The sequence below is a fragment of the Paenibacillus sp. B01 genome, assembly GCF_009649995.1.
Lineage (GTDB): Bacteria > Bacillota > Bacilli > Paenibacillales > Paenibacillaceae > Paenibacillus_O > Paenibacillus_O pasadenensis.
In genome coordinates this window covers 2140289-2157340 of the sequence record NZ_CP045802.1, presented here as the reverse complement: position 1 = coordinate 2157340, position 17052 = coordinate 2140289, and the positions used below count along the sequence as shown (strand labels likewise).

At 67.1% G+C, this 17052-nt stretch carries 14 protein-coding genes; 4 read left to right on the top strand and 10 right to left on the bottom strand.

Features of this window, described 5'->3' with window-relative positions:
- Window positions 1-106 precede the first annotated feature (106 nt).
- Genes hemG through hemE form a run of 3 tightly spaced genes read right to left on the bottom strand, consistent with a single transcriptional unit; the run spans window position 107 to window position 3574 of the window.
- A complete protein-coding gene (gene hemG / locus GE073_RS09145) occupies window positions 107-1558 on the bottom strand; it encodes a protoporphyrinogen oxidase (protein ID WP_153783316.1) in 1452 nt (483 codons plus the stop codon).
- The gene (gene hemH / locus GE073_RS09140) at window positions 1555-2493 is read right to left on the bottom strand and encodes a ferrochelatase (RefSeq protein WP_028599491.1); all 939 of its coding nucleotides are present in this window, start codon (window positions 2491-2493) and stop codon (window positions 1555-1557) included. The genes hemG and hemH overlap by 4 nt, the downstream gene beginning before the upstream one ends.
- Window positions 2486-3574, bottom strand: a complete 1089-nt coding sequence (gene hemE, locus GE073_RS09135; protein WP_028599490.1) for a uroporphyrinogen decarboxylase — start codon at window positions 3572-3574, stop codon at window positions 2486-2488. Before hemE ends, hemH begins: the two co-directional genes overlap by 8 nt.
- Window positions 3575-3819: 245 nt before the next feature.
- Between hemE and GE073_RS09130 the strand changes: the two genes are divergently transcribed.
- Window positions 3820-7278 carry a PAS domain S-box protein gene (locus tag GE073_RS09130; protein ID WP_153783315.1) on the top strand — a complete coding sequence of 1153 codons (3459 nt, stop codon included), beginning with the start codon at window positions 3820-3822 and terminating at the stop codon, window positions 7276-7278.
- A 100-nt stretch (window positions 7279-7378) separates the two neighbouring features.
- Complete coding sequence (locus tag GE073_RS09125) at window positions 7379-7714, top strand: helix-turn-helix domain-containing protein (protein ID WP_028599489.1); 336 nt, start codon at window positions 7379-7381, stop codon at window positions 7712-7714.
- A 138-nt stretch (window positions 7715-7852) separates the two neighbouring features.
- Here the strand turns inward: GE073_RS09125 and GE073_RS09120 are convergent, their stop codons facing one another.
- Window positions 7853-10987 carry an alpha-amylase family protein gene (locus GE073_RS09120; protein WP_153783314.1) on the bottom strand — a complete coding sequence of 1045 codons (3135 nt, stop codon included), beginning with the start codon at window positions 10985-10987 and terminating at the stop codon, window positions 7853-7855.
- A gap of 106 nt (window positions 10988-11093) precedes the next feature.
- Between GE073_RS09120 and GE073_RS09115 the strand changes: the two genes are divergently transcribed.
- Window positions 11094-12161 (top strand): LacI family DNA-binding transcriptional regulator, encoded by a 1068-nt coding sequence (locus tag GE073_RS09115; RefSeq protein WP_028599487.1) that lies wholly within the window; start codon window positions 11094-11096, stop codon window positions 12159-12161.
- 3 nt (window positions 12162-12164) lie between these two features.
- Here GE073_RS09115 and GE073_RS09110 read toward each other — a convergent pair whose 3' ends face one another.
- Entirely contained in the window at window positions 12165-12818 is a 654-nt protein-coding gene (locus GE073_RS09110) for an O-methyltransferase (protein ID WP_101808931.1), read from the bottom strand.
- 116 nt (window positions 12819-12934) lie between these two features.
- On the opposite strand from GE073_RS09110, the gene GE073_RS09105 reads away from it, so the two are divergent.
- Window positions 12935-14071: a THUMP domain-containing class I SAM-dependent RNA methyltransferase gene (locus tag GE073_RS09105; protein ID WP_028599485.1), complete on the top strand. Its 1137-nt coding sequence runs from the start codon at window positions 12935-12937 to the stop codon at window positions 14069-14071.
- 67 nt (window positions 14072-14138) lie between these two features.
- Here the strand turns inward: GE073_RS09105 and GE073_RS09100 are convergent, their stop codons facing one another.
- From GE073_RS09100 to racE, 5 genes are all read right to left on the bottom strand, one after another.
- On the bottom strand, window positions 14139-14411 hold the full coding sequence (locus tag GE073_RS09100) for a YuzB family protein (RefSeq protein WP_228551390.1): 273 nt from the start codon (window positions 14409-14411) through the stop codon (window positions 14139-14141).
- Entirely contained in the window at window positions 14401-14703 is a 303-nt protein-coding gene (locus GE073_RS09095) for an iron-sulfur cluster assembly accessory protein (RefSeq protein WP_028599483.1), read from the bottom strand. The genes GE073_RS09100 and GE073_RS09095 overlap by 11 nt, the downstream gene beginning before the upstream one ends.
- 100 nt (window positions 14704-14803) lie before the next feature.
- Complete coding sequence (locus tag GE073_RS09090; protein ID WP_028599482.1) at window positions 14804-15043, bottom strand: hypothetical protein; 240 nt, start codon at window positions 15041-15043, stop codon at window positions 14804-14806.
- A gap of 183 nt (window positions 15044-15226) precedes the next feature.
- Window positions 15227-16132 (bottom strand): M14 family metallopeptidase, encoded by a 906-nt coding sequence (locus GE073_RS09085; RefSeq protein ID WP_052333377.1) that lies wholly within the window; start codon window positions 16130-16132, stop codon window positions 15227-15229.
- Between the two features lie 88 nt (window positions 16133-16220).
- Window positions 16221-17030, bottom strand: coding sequence for a glutamate racemase (racE, locus tag GE073_RS09080; RefSeq protein WP_028599481.1), 810 nt, complete (start codon window positions 17028-17030; stop codon window positions 16221-16223).
- Window positions 17031-17052 lie beyond the last annotated feature (22 nt).

The following is a 17052-nucleotide window of genomic DNA, read 5'->3' as shown; positions in this document are numbered from 1 at the left end:
TCGCGAAGGCAGGAATGAATGGATGAGGCGAACCGGATTCCGCCAGATGGACGGACCTTACGCCATTATACCATTCTATCCCCGCTCGGAAAGGAGCCGGTTCTTCTTAGCTTAAAGACGCCCAGATTTGCCGCGCCGCCTCGCGGCCTTGGCGGATGCAGTCCGGCAGCCCGACGCCGTCGAACGCGGCTCCGGTCGCATAGACGCCCGGGCAGTCGCGGCGCATCGCGGCGCGCAGCCCCGCGATCGCCTCGACGTGGCCGACCGGATACTGCGGCATCGAGCGGCGCAGGCGCGTGATCTCCGTGAACAGCGGCTCCGCCTCGATGCCCATCGTGTCGCGCACGTCGCGGCGGACGGCGGCGATCAGCTCGCCGTCCGGCAGCAGCGCGCCCTCCTCCGCTCCCGCGCGGCCGACGTAGCAGCGCAGCAGCACGCGGCCGTCCGGGCTGCTGTGCAGCCATTTGGACGACGTCCATGTGCAGGCGGTGATCGTACGCCCTTCGGAGCGCGGCACGAGGAAGCCGGAGCCGTCGAACGCCATGTCGGCGATATCCTCCTCGCGGAACGCCATGACGACGTTGGCGACGGAGACATACTCGACGGCGCGCAGCGCGGCCGTGTCCGTCAGAGGATCCAGCAGCGCGGCGGCCGCCTGGCTCGGCACGGTCACGACGACCGCGTCCGCGGCCAGCGTCTCCCCTCCCGCCAGCTCCAGCTCATACGCCGGAGCCGCCTCGTCGGAGGAGCGGCGGCGGATCGCCTCGATGCGCGTTTGCATCCGCCGCTCGATGCCGCCCAGCGCCTCGTCCAGCCCGTCGACGAGCGTGCGCAGCCCGCGCCGGTACGTCATGAACACGCCGCCGCGAGCCGCCGCCGGCACGTAGTCGGGCGCCGCCGGAGCGCCGCCGGCCTTGGGCGCTCGCATGCCGCGGATGAGGCTGCCATGCTCAAGCTCGGCCTGGCGGAACTGCGGAAACGTCGCCGCGAGGCTGAGCTTGTACAGATCGCCGGCGTAGATGCCCGCGAGCAGCGGCTCGCTGATGCGCTCCACCATCGCCCGCCCGAAGCGCCGCTCCAGCAGGCTGCCGACCGACTCGTCGCGTCCGTCGTCCGGACGCGGAGCCGTCAGGAAGTCCTGCGAGGCGCGGAACTTCTCCTGCGGGTCCATCAGCTCCGTCTTGAGGAAGCTGGCCATGTCCGCCGGCACGCCGAGCGCGAGCCGCGCCGGCATCGGATGCAGGCGGCCTCCTTGGTAGATGTACGTCTTGGCCGCCTTCGGATTGGTCGTGACGAGCTCGTCCAGCAGGCCGAGCTCCTGCGTCAGCTCCAGGATCGCCGTCTTGCGGCCGAGGAACGAATCCGGGCCTTTTTCGATCGTGAAGCCGTCCTTGCGCAGCGTCTCGATGCGGCCGCCGAGGCGGCCGCTCGCCTCCGCCAGCACGATCCGCGCCTCCCGCCCCTCCTGCCGCGCCTGCAGCTGCAGGTAGAACGCCGCGCTGAGGCCGGTCAGTCCGGCTCCGGCGACGACGATGACCGGCGTCCGTCCGGACGTCATGACGGCAGCTTCGCCGCCGCTTCGCGGATGCTGTCGGCGAGCGTCTCCATGTACAGCGGATCGGAATTCAGCATGCGGATGCGGCCGAACGCCACGCCGAGCTTGTCCGCATGGGCCATCGCCTCGATGTCGAGGTCGTAGAGCACCTCCAGATGGTCGGAGACGAAGCCGACCGGCGCGGCGAGCAGCGCCCGCTCCCCTTCTCCCGCCAGCTTGTCCATCGTCTCGAGGATGTCCGGACCGAGCCAAGGCTCCGCCGTGCGTCCCGCGCTCTGCCAGGTGAACTGCCAGCGCGGCGCTCCGGCCGCCTCGGCGACCGCGCGCGACGTCTCCAGCAGCTGCTCCTCGTACGGATCGCCCGCCTCGCGGATGCGCTCCGGCAGGCTGTGCGCGCTGAACAGCACCTTGACGTCCGCTCCGCCGGCTTTGGCCGACACGGCCTCGACGCCTTCGCGCACGCGCTCCGCGAGCGCCTCGATCAGGCTCGGATGCAGATGGTAGGATTCCACGCAGGCCAGCTCGATGCCGTGCTTCTGCGCCTCGGCGAGCGCCCGCTTGTTGTAGCTGGCGATGCTCATCGTCGAGTAATGCGGCGCCAGCACGATGCCGACCGCGCGCTTCACGCCGTCCGCGGCCATCGCCGCGACGCCGTCCTCGATGTAGGGACGGGCATGCTTGAGGCCCTGGTAGCAGCGGAAGCGGCCCGGCTCGGCCGTATCCAGCTTGTCCTGCAGGCTGGATACTTGGCGGTCCGTGTTCTCGCGCAGCGGAAAGACGCCGCCCGCGATCGCCTCGTAGCGGTCGGTCAGCTCCTTGAGCTGCTCGGCCGACGGCGCATGGCCGCGGCGGATGTGGGTGTAGTACTCCTCGACGGAGTCGAGGCTTTCCGGCGTCCCGTACGACATCACGAGCACGCCGATCGCAGCGTTAGACATGAGGCAGCTCCTCTCCCGTATGGACGGCTGCCGGCTGCGCGCCGGACAGCGCCTTGGACGAATAGTCATGCACGAAGGCCGTCAGCTCGCGCAGCTTGTCGAGCGAGGCTTCGGGGAACAGGCCGTGGCCGAGGTTGAACACATAGCCCGGCTCCTGGATGCCCTGGTCGATGATCGCGGCGGCGTGGCGCTCGATGACGTCCATCGGCGCGGTGAGCACGACCGGATCGAGGTTGCCCTGGATCGCATAGCCGCCGCCGAGGCGCCGGCGCGCCTCGGGAATGCTGACGCGCCAGTCGATGCCGATGCCGCTCGCCTGCAGGTCCCGCAGCTCCGGCAGCAGCTCGCCCGAGCTGACGCCCGGGAAGTAGATGCCCGGCTGCTCCAGATCGGACAGCTCCGCGAAGATGCGGCGGATCGTCGGCAGCACGTACCGGCGGAAATCGGCCGGAGCCAGCGAGCCGACCCAGCTGTCGAACAGCTGGTACGCCTTGCCTCCGCTGGCCGCGTGGGCCCGCAGGTAGGCGATGACCATATCGCCGAGCTTGTCCATGAGCAGGAACCAGGTGTCGGGATCGCCGTACATCATCGCCTTGGTCTTGAGGTAGCTTCGCGACGGCTTGCCCTCGATCAGATAGCTGGCGATCGTGAACGGCGCGCCGGCGAACGTGATCAGCGGCACCGTCAGCTCGCGGTCGAGAATGCGGATCGTCTCTAGCACATGGCCGAGGTCGCCCTCGACGTCGATCGGCTTCAGCCGCCGGACGTCCTCCGCGCTGCGGATCGGATTGTGGATGACCGGTCCCGTGCCGGCCACGATATCGAAATCGATCCCGATCGAGGCGACCGGGTTCATGATGTCGGAATAAAGGATGGCTGCGTCCACGCCGAGCTTGCGCACCGGCATGAGCGTCACTTCCGCGGCCAGCTCGGGCCGGCGGCAGATCTCGAGCAGGCTGTACGATTCCTTGATCTTTCGGTAATCCGGATCGTAGCGCCCCGCCTGCCTCATGTACCAGACCGGAACATGGCCGGTCGTTTCCCTCCGGAGAGCCCGGAGGAAGGAGTCGTTGTTGATCATGTGCGCGCCCCTTCGCTCTCTATGAATTTCCCATCGTTTCCATTATGCCCGTTTTCAAAAACGCTAACAACCTTCGCCCCGCGGAGGCTATGACAATCCTATGACAAACGAGTTTCAACCCCCGATCAAAAAGATTATACTAGGGTAATGAGCAAAAGGCGCCTTACGGCCTGGGCAAATGCTCCGTCAGGGCGGGTTTGCAACTGCGCCCTAGGCCGTCAAAACGCGAAGGAGACCGCTGATCTATGACTCTATATCCCGTTCGCCACGATCTGGCCGCCTCGGCGCTGGAGCAGTCGCCGTTTGCCGTCGCTCTGCTCGATCCGCATGCGATGGAATGGGCCGGCATGAATGCCGCATTCCTTCGGCTGGCCGGATACGGACAAGAGCCGAACCGCCCGGCTCCGCCCGGCCCCGAGCAGCTGCTGAAGCTGGAGACCGGCACGCTCCGAGACGTCGCCGAGGGCGTCCTTGGCGGGGCGTCCGGCGAGCGCCGCGCGATGCTGCTGACGGCGCGCTCCGGCTCCCTTCCGGTCCGGGCCGCCTTCGCGGACGCTTCCGCAGGGGGAAGTCCCTGCATCGGCGTCTATATCCTGGAATCAAGCCCGGCCGCGGACGAGCCGCTCGTCGAGGACAACATCGCCGAGCTGATCGCCGACCATACGCTCGATCTCATCACCTGCAGCACGCCCGAGGGGACGATCCTTTATTGCGCGCCCTCCATCAAGGAGATTCTCGGCTACGACGTGAGCGAGATGATCGGGCGCAACCGGCGAGAGTTCTACCATGAGCAGGAGGCGAGCGAGATGACGCCGGAGCGGATGTACGACACCGTCCGGAACTTCGTGCGCCGCGTCCGCCACAAGGACGGACGCTTCATCTGGATGGAGACCTATTCCCGAGAGATCCGGCTCCAGAACGGCCGCAAGCGGGTGCTTACGTTCGGACGCGACGTCACCGGCATGAAAAAATACGAGGACATGCTCGCCGCCGTCCATCGCATCGCCAAGATCGGCGCCTGGGAGTGGGACATCGAGCGCGGCCTCATCACCTTCTCCGAGGATGCCCGGCGCATGTTCGCCTATCTGCTGCCTGCAGAAGCGGCGCCCGTGGACGCCCTCGTCGACTCGCTGAACCTCGACGACGGGCCGGTCGACCGCAGCATGAAGGAGTTCCTCCGCCTCGGCAAGGACAACTCTCCCGGCGAAAAGGTGTGGGAGTACGCGCTCGACCTTCCCGACGGCTCGTCCAAGACGATCCAGGTCCGCTGCGAGCCGCGGCTGAACGAGCAGGGCAAGCCCTACCGGTTCACCGGCATCGTGCGCGACGTCACCGAGCAGCGCCAGCTGCAGCGCCAGCTGCTCGAGAGCGAGCGCAACTACCGCCTGATTACGGAAACCTCGCCCGATCTGATCACGCGCCACAAAGGCGATCGGCAGGTCGAGTTCACCTTTCTCTCCCCTTCGGTCGAGAAGCTGCTCGGCTACAAGGCCGAGGAGCTGCTCGGGCGGACCGTCCTTCCGTACGTGCATCCGGACGACCTGCAGCGGGTGCAGGGCTATATCGAGCAGCAGCTGCAGGCCGACAGCTCGCAGACGGTCGAATACCGCTTTCTCCGCAAGGACGGCTCCTACGTCTGGCTCGAGGTCACCTGCAGCTGCATCCGCGACGGCAAAGGCCGGCCGCTCGAGATCGTCGCCGTCTCGCGGGACATCTCCGAGCGCATCCTCGCCAGCCACAAGCTGCAGGAGAGCGAGCAGCGCTACAAGTCGCTGTTCGAGCATAGCCCGCAGGCGGTCTACTCGATGAACCTGCAGGGCGACTATTTGACGGCCAACGAGCATCTCGAGCGGCTGACGGGATACAAGCTCGACGAGCTGATCGGCATGTACTGGGGACCGATCGTGACCGAGGAATATACCGAGAAGACGCTTCATCATTTCCAGCTCGCCTGCCAGGGCCATCCGCAGTCGTACGATCTCAAGATCCGCCACAAGCAAGGCCACGAGCTGCTGATCAATACGATCAACATCCCGATCATCGTGGACGACGAGGTCGTCGGCGTATACGGCATCTCCAGCGACATCTCGGAGCGGGCGCGCTACGTCGAGCAGATCGAAAAGCTCGGCTATCAGTACACCCTCATCCTCAACGCCGTGTCCGAGGGCATCCTCGGGCTGGACAACGAAGGGCGGGCGATGTTCGTCAACCCGGCGGCGATGGCGATGCTCGGCCTGACGGCCGCCGAGTCGAGCGGCGGCTCCTATCTGGACATGATCGAGCAGACGCGGGCCGACGGAACGCCCTACAAGCGCCACGAGTCGCCGATCCATCAGGCGCTGCGCGAGGGCCGCTCCTACCATAGCCCGGAGGCGGTGCTCTGGCGCAAGGACGGCTCCAGCTTCCTCGCGGAGTTCCGCGTCACGCCGATCTTCGACCGGGGCGAGCATCGCGGCGCCGTGCTCGTCTTCCAGGACATGACCAACGAGAAGGAGATCATCCGCGCCAAGGAATCCGCCGAAGAGGCGGACCGCGCCAAGTCGGAGTTCCTCGCCATCATGAGCCATGAGCTGCGCACGCCGATGAACGGCATCCTCGGCATGGCCGACCTGCTCGCGGGGACGGAGCTCGACGAGGAGCAGCAGAGCTACGCCGACATGATCATCCAGAGCGGCGAGTCGCTGCTGCGCCTGCTCAACGAGATTCTCGACTTCAGCAAGATCGAGGCCGGCAAGATGGTGCTCGAAAAGGAGCGCTTCTCCATGCCGAAGCTGGCCGCAGAGGTGGCGGATCTGTTCCGCGCCGTCGCCTCGGAAAAGCAGCTCCGGCTGGAGCTGCGGCTGGACGATTCGATCCCGGCCGCGCTGCTTGGCGATGCGGGGCGCATCCGGCAGGTGCTGGTCAACCTTGTCGGCAATGCCGTCAAGTTCACCGAAGAGGGGCGGGTGTGCCTGTCCGCGCGGCTGCTCGGCCGCGACCGCAGCGCCGCCCTGCTGGAGCTGGCGGTGCAGGATACCGGCATCGGCATCCCGCTGGACAAGCAGAACCTGCTGTTCCAATCGTTCTCGCAGCTGCATCCCGGCCTCAACCGCAAGTATGGAGGCACCGGGCTCGGCCTCGCCATCAGCCGTCGCCTCGTCGAGCTGATGGACGGCTCGATCGCCGTGGAGAGCATGCCGGGCGAAGGCTCGACCTTCCGCGTGCTGATCCGCCTGGAGGTCGAGGAGGACGAGGGGCTCCGGCAGTCCCGGCCTTCCCACGAGGGCCGGCTCGATGCGGTCGAGCCGGCGGCCTCCGCCCGCTTCAGCGGCGTCCGGGCGCTCGTCGTCGACGACAATCAGGTCAACCGCATGCTGCTGAACGCCCTGCTCGGCAAGATGGGCTGCTCGACCGACAGCGCCGAGAGCGGCCAGGAAGCCGTCCACGCGCTGGAGCGGGGGCGCTACGACATCGTCTTCATGGACCTGCAGATGCCGGTCATGGACGGACTGGAGGCGACCCGGGCGATCCATGCCCGCATCCCGGCGGAGCTTCAGCCGGCGATCGTGGCGGTGACGGCGTTCGTCCGCCAGGCCGACCGCGACAAATGCCTTGAGTCCGGCATGAAGGACTTCATCGGCAAGCCGGTGTTCGCTTCGGAGGTCGCCCGCGTGCTCGGCACGCTCGTCTCCGGCGGCTACGGCGCGGAGCGCGCGCGGAGCTGAGCTCGGCTCGCAAGAATGGAACGATAGGTTCAATTGGAATCCCGATCCATGTAAGGCGGCGTTCAACGTTGCTATAGTTTGGATTAGGGTGATCGAAGACATGGCTTATGACTACTCCGTAATCGGCAAGCGGATCCGCAGGGCTCGCGAGGAAAAGGGCTTGACCCAGGAAGCGCTGGCCGAGCAGCTCGACGTGTCCAACGCCTACATCAGCAAGATCGAGCGAGGCCGGACGCCGATCAATCTCGACCGGCTGTCCGAGCTGTGCGTCGTCCTCGAGGAGACGCCGGAATACTTGCTGAGCGGCGCGAACCGCTCCTCCCAGGACTTCTTGCGAGGCGAGATCATGGAGATGCTGGAGGGCTGCTCGCCCGAGAAGATCCGGCTCATCTCCCAGGTGATCCGCCCGATCGTGGATTTCAAGGAAAAAGAGTAATCAAAGGGGCAGCCCGCGGTCCGATTCGGACCGCGGGGCTGCCCTGATGCCGGCTGCGCACGCCGGCGGGCTGCCCCGCCCAACGAACGCCGCCGCTCCCCTAGCCCCTGGCAGAGGCCCTCATCTGCGAGAGACGCCTCAGCCCCGGGAAACCGCGGCGCGCGCCTGCACCTGCACCTCGTCCGGACGGTAGACGCTCACGAGCGAGCCGTCCTTGGCGGCGGCGAACAGCACGGAGCGCTCGGCTTCGAGGGTGAACGCATACGACGTGCCGGTCGCCGGATCGACGACGCGGATGTCCGCGTCCAGCGCGTATTCGGAGACGAAGATGAAGACGGCTCCGTCCTTGAACTGCAGCTTGCGGCCGTAGACGCCGGCCAGCTCGCCGCCCTGCTCCCAGAGCAGCTCCTGCTCCACGCCGGCTGCCTCCAGCGCGATGTCGTATACCGCCTCGAGCGGCATCCAGCTCTCGGCCAGCTCGAGCGGCAGCGGGCACCAGAGCAGGCGGCCCTGGCCAAGCGCGATGTCATGCAGCTTGGCCGCGGCGGCCGGACGGCCGTCCTCGCCGAGCGGCGACTCCTTGCTCAGCCGCGCGATGCCCTCCCCGCCAAAGCCGACCGGCAGCAGCTCGCCGTCCAGCTCGAGCGCCTCCTCGCGGCGGACGTTGCCGACAGCCGTCGCTCCGATCAGTCCGCGCGCGCGGGCCGTCGGGCGCCAGTACGCGTCCAGCGACAGCGGGCCGGTGACGAGCAGCGTGCCGCCGGTCCGCTCCGCCCAGTCCGTCAGCGCCGCGAACGCCTCGTCGCTCAGCGCATGCGCGGACGGCAGCAGGATCAGCTTCGGCGATTCGTACGAGGGATCGCGCAAAATGTCGAGCCCGTACTCGCCGAGCGAGCGGAACGGCACGTTCATCCGATGCGCAAGCGAGCGCGCCAGGCGGGACGTGCTTTCCTCGACGCTGGAGCGGTTCGAGAAATCGCTGCTGTACGGATAGACGACGGCGACCTCCTCCAGCCTGCGGTCCTCGAACAGATGCCCGCATTCGCGGATGAAGCGTCCGAAGTCGTACGAGACGTCCGCCTCCGGCTTCTCCGTGCCGTCGGCGCGCAGCGCCCCGATATGGGACTCGTTCACGTTGTGCATATAGAAGTTGATGTTCCAGATCCACTGCACCGCGCCCGCTCCGCCCGTCGAGAACGCGTAGGCGTACTTGCGCTCGAGGATCGCATGCAGCTCCTCCTCCGTGCGCTTGGCGAAGCCGTCCGGCGTCTCGACGTACATGATGCCCGTCTCCTGGATGACGTTCGGTTTGTTCGGCGTCTTGGCGAAGACGCCGTCCAGCACGAGCTGGTCGTTCTTCCACCAGGAGTGGACCGTCGTGTAGTCGACCGCCTGCTCGTAGAACAGCGGGGACGGACGCTGCGCCTGCAGGCCCTCGTCCTGGCCGACCGTCACGAGCTGCTTCGGCTGCACCGCCTGGATCGCCGCCCGCAGCTCCGACGCCCAGCGGTTGTGCATATCCTGCGAGAACAGCAGGTAGTCGAGCCACTGGCCGCTGCGCTTCTCGACCAGCTCCGTCGTGGAGAAGCCGATGTCCTGCGGCAGCGGAGGCAGGATGCTCTCGAACGACGGCAGGTCGAGCGGCGACATGTTCCAGCGCTCCTGCAGCGTCCCGATGTCGCCGTGCCGCTCCTGCAGCCACTGCCGGTACGCGGCGACCTCGAAGCGGTCGCGCAGCGTGCTCGCCGCGTTCCACAGCTTCGCCGGGTTGAACATCGTCGGCTCGTTGATGAGGTCCCAGTGCACATGCGCGCTGTCCTTGTGCCGGGAGACGATCGCCGTCAGGAAGCGCTTCTGCGCCTCGACGCTGCGCGGGTCGAGATACGGGTTCTCCCCTTCCCACAGCTCCGGCGTGAACGCGAAGAAATTGAACACGAGCTCGAGGCCGTGGCGCTTCGCCGTCAGGATGAGCGCGTCGACCGCGCGCAGCATCTCCTCGCTCACATGGCCGTCGACGAACGCCATCTTGCGCAGCGCCGTCCAGAGGCCGGTGCGGATCAGGTTGATGCCCGCCCGCGCCATCTGCTCCATGTCGCGGTCCCAGACGGCCGCGTTCGGCAGATGCAGGTACTTGCGCGCGACGTCGCTCGTCATGTACGTCATGCCGACGATCGGCAGCGGGCGTCCTTCCTTGACGAAATAATCGCGGCCCGCCTGGAGCATCCCGCCCTCGCGCAGCAGCGCCTCGTCGCGGCCCCAGAAGCCTTGCACGAGGCGGCGCTTCTCGCCGCTGCCCGCCGCCGTCAGCTCGGCGTCGATCCGGTAGTAGCCCGGCTCCGCCGCGATCGGCAGCGCGACGCGCTCATAGTCGGCCAGCGCGCCCGAGGCAAGCTCGAGCTCGCCTCCAGCCACGACCTCGCGCGCGCCGCCGCGCTCGCGGCTCACCTCGTAGCGGACGCGCCACGCGCCGTCGGCGCGCTCGTTCAGGCGCTGGCGCTGGAACGTCAGCACCGGCTTCTCGCCCGGCTCGTAGCAGGCGTAGTTGGGCTTGAGCCACCACTCCGTCACGCCGCGCGCGGCATAGTCGCCCCAGGCGGCAAGCGCCTCGGCGCCCCTTCCCTCCGCCCAGAACCTCGCCCCGGCCTCGCGGCAGGCGAAGATCCAGCGGCCGCCGGCAAAGTCGCCCTTCGTATTTTCCAGCAGCACGACCGGCGCGCAGCGCTCGCGGCCGTCCTTGTCCTCGCCCGTCAGCAGCGGGTAGATGTGGGCGTCCATCGGGCCTCCCGAGCCGTTCTCGCCCGGATGGTCATGCGAGCGCGTCACATGCAGCGCCAGGCCGTAGGTCGGCGCCCCGTCGAACAGCTCCTCCGCGCCGTCCAGCAGCGGAATCGCGGAAGACGCCTTCCAGCGGACGACCTTGGAGACGTCTGCGCGCAGCGCTTCGTGGATGCCGATCGCCTGATGGTAGTTCGTCTGCTCCAGCTCTTCCTTCCAGCCGCTATCCGTCGCCGCGACCGGAACGCGCAGCGGAATGCCGCCGATCGTCACGAGGCCGCCGCCGCGCTGCAGATGGCCCAGAATCGCCGGCCACGCCGCCTTGGGGAAATAAGGCCCGTGCAGCAGCAGCAGCGCCTCCGGGCGCTCCGTCTCGAGCCGCGCCGCCAGCTCCTCCGCCGTCGCGACGGAGCCGCTCAGCGCCGCGAGCTGCTCCGGCTCGGGGCGAACCCCGGGGAATGGAAAGCCTCCATCGTAAAATGCCAGCCATGTCGCCATGAACCAACTTCCTCTCTATGCAAAAGTTTGGCTTGCTTGAAATCGTTAGGTTTGTTAGGCTAAAAGCATCCGAATTTCAACCAAACTTTAGAGGGTGCATGATGCGATGTCAAGAGGAGGAAAAGTGACGATGCAGCAGATCGCCGATCGGCTGCATGTATCCAAATATACGGTTTCCCAGGCGCTCGCCGGCAAAGGCGGCGTCAGCGAGGCGACCCGCCAGCGGGTCATGGAGACGGCCCGCGCGATGGGCTACGAGGCGCCTTCGTCCCGCCCCCCGCTCGGGGCCGCCGTCTACGACTCGGCTCTCGCCCGGCCGTCGGCCGCCGGCGATGCCGACGGCCGCTACATCGTCGTCTGGATGTCCCGCATCCATCAGGAAGAGCCGATGTACTGGCAGCGCGTGCTCGGCGGCATCCAGGAGGCATGCCGCCTGCACGGCTGGGGCGCCGTCGTGCTCGCGCCCTTTGACGACGGGCATGTCTCCGACATCCTGCCGCCTTACCTCGACCGGACGCGCTGCGTAGGCGGCCTCGCGGTCGGCTCGTTTCCGCTGAAGCAGCTCGCCGCCATGAAGCGCACGGCCCTCCCGGTCGTGCTCGTCGACCATCAGGAGCCGTTCTCCGGACTCGACAGCGTCGCCAACGACAACATCGCGGCGGCGCGCATGATCAGCGGCCTGCTGCTCGACCGCGGCTGCCGCAGCTTCGTCTTCGTCGGGAGCGACCGGTTCTCCGTCAGCTTCCGCGAGCGCTGGCTCGGCTGCCGTTCGGCGCTGGAGCAGACGTTCGCCCAGCGCAAGGACGGCGAGCTGCGCCGCTGGACGATCCCTTATTCGCGCGAATGGATCGACACGCTGCAGGCGCGGCTCTCGCGGACACGCCCGGACGAGCTGCCCGACGCGTTCGTCTGCGCGAACGACGACATCGCCGCCGAGCTGCTCAAGCTGCTGCTGCAGCGCGGCGTTGACGTTCCCGGCCGCTGCCGCGTCGCCGGCATCGACAACATCGAAGGCTCGGCCTGGACGCGTCCGCCGCTGACGACGATGGACCTCGGCAAGGAGCAGCTCGGCCAGCGCGCCGTCGAGGCGCTCGAGCGTCGCATCGCGCGGCCGTCCGCGCCGGTCGAGCGCGTCGGGCTCGTGCCGGAGCTCGTCCTGCGCGCGAGCACCTGACCGTCAGCCCTTCACGCGCATGACGGCCAGCCCGTCATAGGCGGGCAGCAGCGTGCCCGCAAGCCGCGGGTCCTCCGCGAGGCGGCGGTTGAACTCCCGCATCGCGAGCACGGACGGGCCGGTGCGCGCCGGATCGGCGACGCGGCCGCGCAGCAGCGTGTTGTCGGCCACGATGACCGCGCCCGGCTCCGCCAGCTCGATCGCGGCGTCCAGATAGCGCGGGTAGCCGCCTTTGTCCGCATCGATGAAAAAGAAGCCGAAGCGCCGGCCCTCCGCCTTCAGCGCCTCGAGGCTGTCTCCCGCGTCGCCGACCCGGTATTCCGTCCGGCCGCCGAAGCCGGCCGCCTCCAGATGCGCTGCCGCCAGCTCCGCGTATTCCGGGAGCAGCTCCAGCGAGGTCAGCCTGCCGTCCGGAGCGAGCCCGCGCGCCAGGCAGATGCCGCTGTAGCCGCCGAGGGCGCCGATCTCCAGCACCTGGCTCGCTCCGCTCATCGCGACGAGCAGCGTCAGCAGCCGGCCATAGCCGGTCGGCACGGAGATCTCCGGCATGCCGCGCTCGCGGATGCCCTCCAGCACCCGGCGCAGATCGGGATCGGGGGGGAACAGCTCCTCGATGTAGCGCTCCATCTCTTCGGGTCCAAGCAAACGTTCTTTCATGGTTCGTTCCTGCCTTCCTCGTTGTGCTGGATCGGTACGATCGCCTATACTTGATTGTATGATGACAGGCCGGGAGACACAAACGCCCCGGCCGGATATGGAGTGAACGCAAACCGATGCAACAGCTTGAACTGATCGCAACCTCTCCCATGGGCCTCGAGGCGGTCGTCGCCCGGGAGCTCAAGGACCTCGGCTACAGCGAGGCGAAGACCGAAAACGGACGCGTCACCTTCAAAGGCGGCCTGGAGGACATCGCGCGCGCGAACCTGTGGCTGCGCACGTCCGACCGCGTCCTCGTCAAGATGGCCGAGTTCCCCGCCCTCACCTTCGAGGAGCTGTTCGAGGGCGTGCGCGCCATCGACTGGCCGGACTGGATTCCGGAGAACGGAGAATTCCCGGTGAACGGCCGCTCCCAAAAATCGCAGCTGTCGAGCGTGCCCGCCTGCCAGTCGATCGTCAAAAAGGCGGTCGTCGAGCGCATGAAGGACAGCTACGGAACCGAGTGGTTCTCCGAGGACGGCGACCGCTACGTCATCGAGGTGAGCCTGCTGAACGACGTCGCGCTCATCACGCTCGACACGACCGGAGCGAGCCTGCACAAGCGCGGCTACCGCAAGCTCGTGACCGAGGCTCCGCTCAAGGAGACGATGGCCGCGGCGATGGTGCTGCTCAGCCGCTGGAATCCGTCGCGGCCGCTGTACGATCCGTTCTGCGGCTCCGGCACGATCCTGATCGAGGCGGCGATGATCGGCTGGAACGTCGCCCCCGGCCTGCGCCGCGAGTTCAACAGCAGCAGCTGGGACATCATGGGCCAGCGCCGCTGGGAGCTCGCCCGCGAGGAGGCGATGGACGCCGTCCGCGACGACGTCCCGCTCGAGATCGCCGGCTCCGACATCGACCCGGAGGCGATCGAGGTCGCCGAGGCGGCCGTGCGCAAGGCCGGCTTCGCCCGCGACATCAAGCTGCAGACGCTGCCGATCGCGCGCGTGCAGCCGGCCGGCAAGTACGGGTGCATCATTACGAACCCGCCTTACGGCGAGCGGCTCGGCACCGAGAAGGAAGCGGACAAGGTCATCCGGCAGCTCGGCTTCATCGACGCCGTCAAGAAGGACTGGTCCGTCTTCGCCCTCAGCCCGTCCAAGACGTTCGAGCAGAGCTACGGCCGCTCGGCGGACAAGAAGCGCAAGCTGTTCAACGGCCGCATCGAATGCCAGCTGTACCAGTACCTCGGCCCGCTGCCTCCGCGCGGCTAGACCCCGATCCCCAAAAAAACCGGCTCCCGCCGGCAGGACCTGAAGCGTCCCGCCGGCGGCGCCGGTTTTATTTTTTGATATGAGGCTTGACCTTCTCCAGCACCTCGTCCTCGGTCGGGGCGGTCACGTAGCGGCCGTTGACAAAGACGAACGCCCGCTTGCCGCAAGGGCCGCAGTACGACTTGCAGCCGACCTTGATGTCCGCCTCCGGGTCCAGCTTCTGCAGCTTGGGCAGCAGCGTCTTGACGCGGGTGAACTTGCATTTGTCGCAGATGCGGATGTCGTTCAGCGAGGTCGGCTCTTCCGTCCCGAGAGGAGCTTCCAGCGTCTCAGTGGTCACCGTGATTGCCCTTGGCAGGGTTCGTCACGACGAAGCCCTCCTCCGGAGAATACAGGTAGTCGACCTTCACGCCGTCGAGCAGGTCGACGCCTTTTTCGAGCAGCACGTCGATCTCCTTGTCGGTGGAGACGAGCTCGTCCTTGTCGCTGCGCTCGTCGATGCCGAGGCCGTAATGCGCGTGGTCGCCGTGCGCATGCGTAATGTAGACGCGCAGGAACTTTCCTTCGTGCTCGGGCTTGTCCAGCTCCGCCTTGAGGATCTTGGCGGCGTTGCGGGTGATCTTGCAGTTCATCGGGATATCCTCCTTGGGTCTATGTCATCCATCCGCCTGCCGGGCGGGGGAATCTCGTCGATTTTCGTCTCTATCATTTTATAGAAAGCCCGTCGAAACTTCAACCCGCCGGATACTTGCCCTCCATCCAGCGGGTGAAGCCCTCGGCGGCCAGCATCGTGACGGCGATGTCGTCGATCGGCATGAACGGCATGACGTCGGGCAGCACCCAGTACAGCGCGACCGGCACCAGGAACAGCAGCTTGTGGACGGGCTTCACGTCCCGCGAGCGCAGGATCCGGAAGATCCGGGCGAATACATGCTTCCAATGGCGAAGCGAGAGCAGCTTGCGCATCGTCATTCCTCCTCGGTTCAGCTTCGCCGGCGCAGCAGGCTTTTAAACCGGCCTTCCCTTATACGAATAGAGATTCCCCGAGGTTGCGAAAGGAAAAAAGAGAGCCCGCAGGCTCTCCCGTTCCGCGGCGGAAGCCGACATCCAGCCGTCCGGCATGCCGCTATCCACCGCCCGGCGATCCTTTCTCCGCTACCGCGCCGGTCCATCCTCCTCGCGGGCCAGCCGCAGCAGCTCCTCCAGCAGAGGACGCAGACGCGCCACAATGTCGTCCTGCTGCTCCAGCGGCAGCGGGTTCGCGCCGCAGCCGAGCTCGATCGTGAAGCCCGGCCGGCGGAAGCGCTGGATGAACCAGTCCTTGTAGCCGGCGTCGCTGCCCTCCAGCTCGACGGCCGCATAGCCCGAAGCGCGGGCGAGCCGCTCGGCCATGCCCCTCGCGCAGGCCGGCTCCAGCCCCCTGTAGTTCCAGTAGATCTCCTCGCCCTGCGTATGCAAGGCGGCGACGACGTCGAACGACTCCCGCTCCGTCAGCGCCGCCGCCGCGCGCGCCTCGGGCTCGCTGAGCGGGCTTTCGCCCGGGTAGTCGCGCGGTCCCGGTCCCTCCATGCCCCGCCGCCTGCGCTCTTCGTCCCAGTGGGCCGGGAACTGGTCGTTCAGGTCGACGCCGCGGATGTTGGCCTTCCAGCCGCTGAAGTCGGCACTGCCTCTATTCCACTCCAGCAGCTGGCGCCCGTACGGATGCCCTTCCGGCACGCCGCGCAGCGCAAGCTCCACGCCGTCCGGGTTGACCATCGGCAGCAGCCAGAGCGACAGCCCGTCTGCCGGGTCGACGCCGGCGGCGCGCCGCTCGAGCAGCTCCTCGGTCCACCTCATGAGCGCCAGGCTGGTGATCCATTCGTTTGCATGGAACGAAGCGTTCAGATGCACATGCCGGCTCCCGCGGCCGATCCGCAGCAGCTCCAGCCGCTTGCCCATGACGCTCGCGCCCGCCGGCTGGCGCTGCAGCTCCGGATAGCGCAGCTGCAGCGCCGCCAGATCCTCGTCCAGCTCCGCCGGGCCGTACGGCCGCGCCTGCACGATCTTGCCGGTCCTTGCCATGCCGCTCCCCTCCTCCGAATCCGATTAGAGATGTATATGCGGCCGCAAACGCAGCTATCCCCGTCCGCTGCGCGGACGGGGATAGCTCTCAGCCGATCTGCGGGATCTGCCAGACGACCGGCGTCAGCTCGATCTGCTCGCCGAGCCACTGCTGGGCGATGCGCTTGAACAGGCGGGGATCGCCGCTGCAAAAGAACTGATGCACCGGCAGCTCCGGCTGGGAGGCGAGCTTGCCGGTCTCCTGCAGGATCGCGCTCATCTCCCGCGCCGTCTCGCTGTCGGAGCTGATCAGCTTCACGCCCGGCCCCATCACCTCGCCGATCGTGTCGGCGAGGAACGGGTAGTGGGTGCAGCCGAGGATGAGCGTGTCGAGCGGGATCTCCTTGAGCGGCTCCAGCGAGCTGCGGATCGTCTCGAACGTCTGCTCGGAGCGGAAATTGCCCTGCTCCACGAGCGGAACGAACTGCGGGCAGGCGAGGCTGGCCACATGGATGTTCGGGTTGAGGCGCTTGAGCGCTTCCTCGTACGCCTGGCTGCGAACCGTGCCGATCGTGCCGATGATGCCGACGATGCCGGACTTCGTGCTCTTGATCGCGGCCCGCGAGCCGGGATTGATGACGCCGATGACCGGGACGTCGACGCGGCTGCGGATGTGCTCCAGCGCGACGGCCGTCGCCGTGTTGCAGGCGATGATGATCATTTTAGGCTTGAACTGCATCAGATAGGTTACGAGTTCATCCGTGAACCGGACCACTTCCTCCGCTGGCCTCGGTCCGTACGGCGTCCGTGCGGTATCTCCGAAGTAGATGACCTTCTCGCGGGGCAGCTGCCGCATCACCTCGCGCACGACAGTCAGGCCTCCCACTCCGGAATCTAGGATGGCTATCGGTCTTTGCACGTACACACCGCTTTCCTTGAAC

Bases quoted from the DNA above. Each gene is read 5' to 3' on its own strand.
- GE073_RS09120 (WP_153783314.1), bottom strand. From the start codon at position 10,987: ATGGCGACATGGCTGGCATTTTACGATGGAGGCTTTCCATTCCCCGGG.
- hemH (WP_028599491.1), bottom strand. From the start codon at position 2,493: ATGTCTAACGCTGCGATCGGCGTGCTCGTGATGTCGTACGGGACGCCG.
- GE073_RS09115 (WP_028599487.1), top strand. From the start codon at position 11,094: ATGTCAAGAGGAGGAAAAGTGACGATGCAGCAGATCGCCGATCGGCTG.
- hemG (WP_153783316.1), bottom strand. From the start codon at position 1,558: ATGACGTCCGGACGGACGCCGGTCATCGTCGTCGCCGGAGCCGGACTG.
- GE073_RS09105 (WP_028599485.1), top strand. From the start codon at position 12,935: ATGCAACAGCTTGAACTGATCGCAACCTCTCCCATGGGCCTCGAGGCG.
- GE073_RS09090 (WP_028599482.1), bottom strand. From the start codon at position 15,043: ATGACGATGCGCAAGCTGCTCTCGCTTCGCCATTGGAAGCATGTATTC.
- hemE (WP_028599490.1), bottom strand. From the start codon at position 3,574: ATGATCAACAACGACTCCTTCCTCCGGGCTCTCCGGAGGGAAACGACC.
- GE073_RS09130 (WP_153783315.1), top strand. From the start codon at position 3,820: ATGACTCTATATCCCGTTCGCCACGATCTGGCCGCCTCGGCGCTGGAG.
- GE073_RS09125 (WP_028599489.1), top strand. From the start codon at position 7,379: ATGGCTTATGACTACTCCGTAATCGGCAAGCGGATCCGCAGGGCTCGC.
- GE073_RS09085 (WP_052333377.1), bottom strand. From the start codon at position 16,132: ATGGCAAGGACCGGCAAGATCGTGCAGGCGCGGCCGTACGGCCCGGCG.
- GE073_RS09110 (WP_101808931.1), bottom strand. From the start codon at position 12,818: ATGAAAGAACGTTTGCTTGGACCCGAAGAGATGGAGCGCTACATCGAG.
- GE073_RS09095 (WP_028599483.1), bottom strand. From the start codon at position 14,703: ATGAACTGCAAGATCACCCGCAACGCCGCCAAGATCCTCAAGGCGGAG.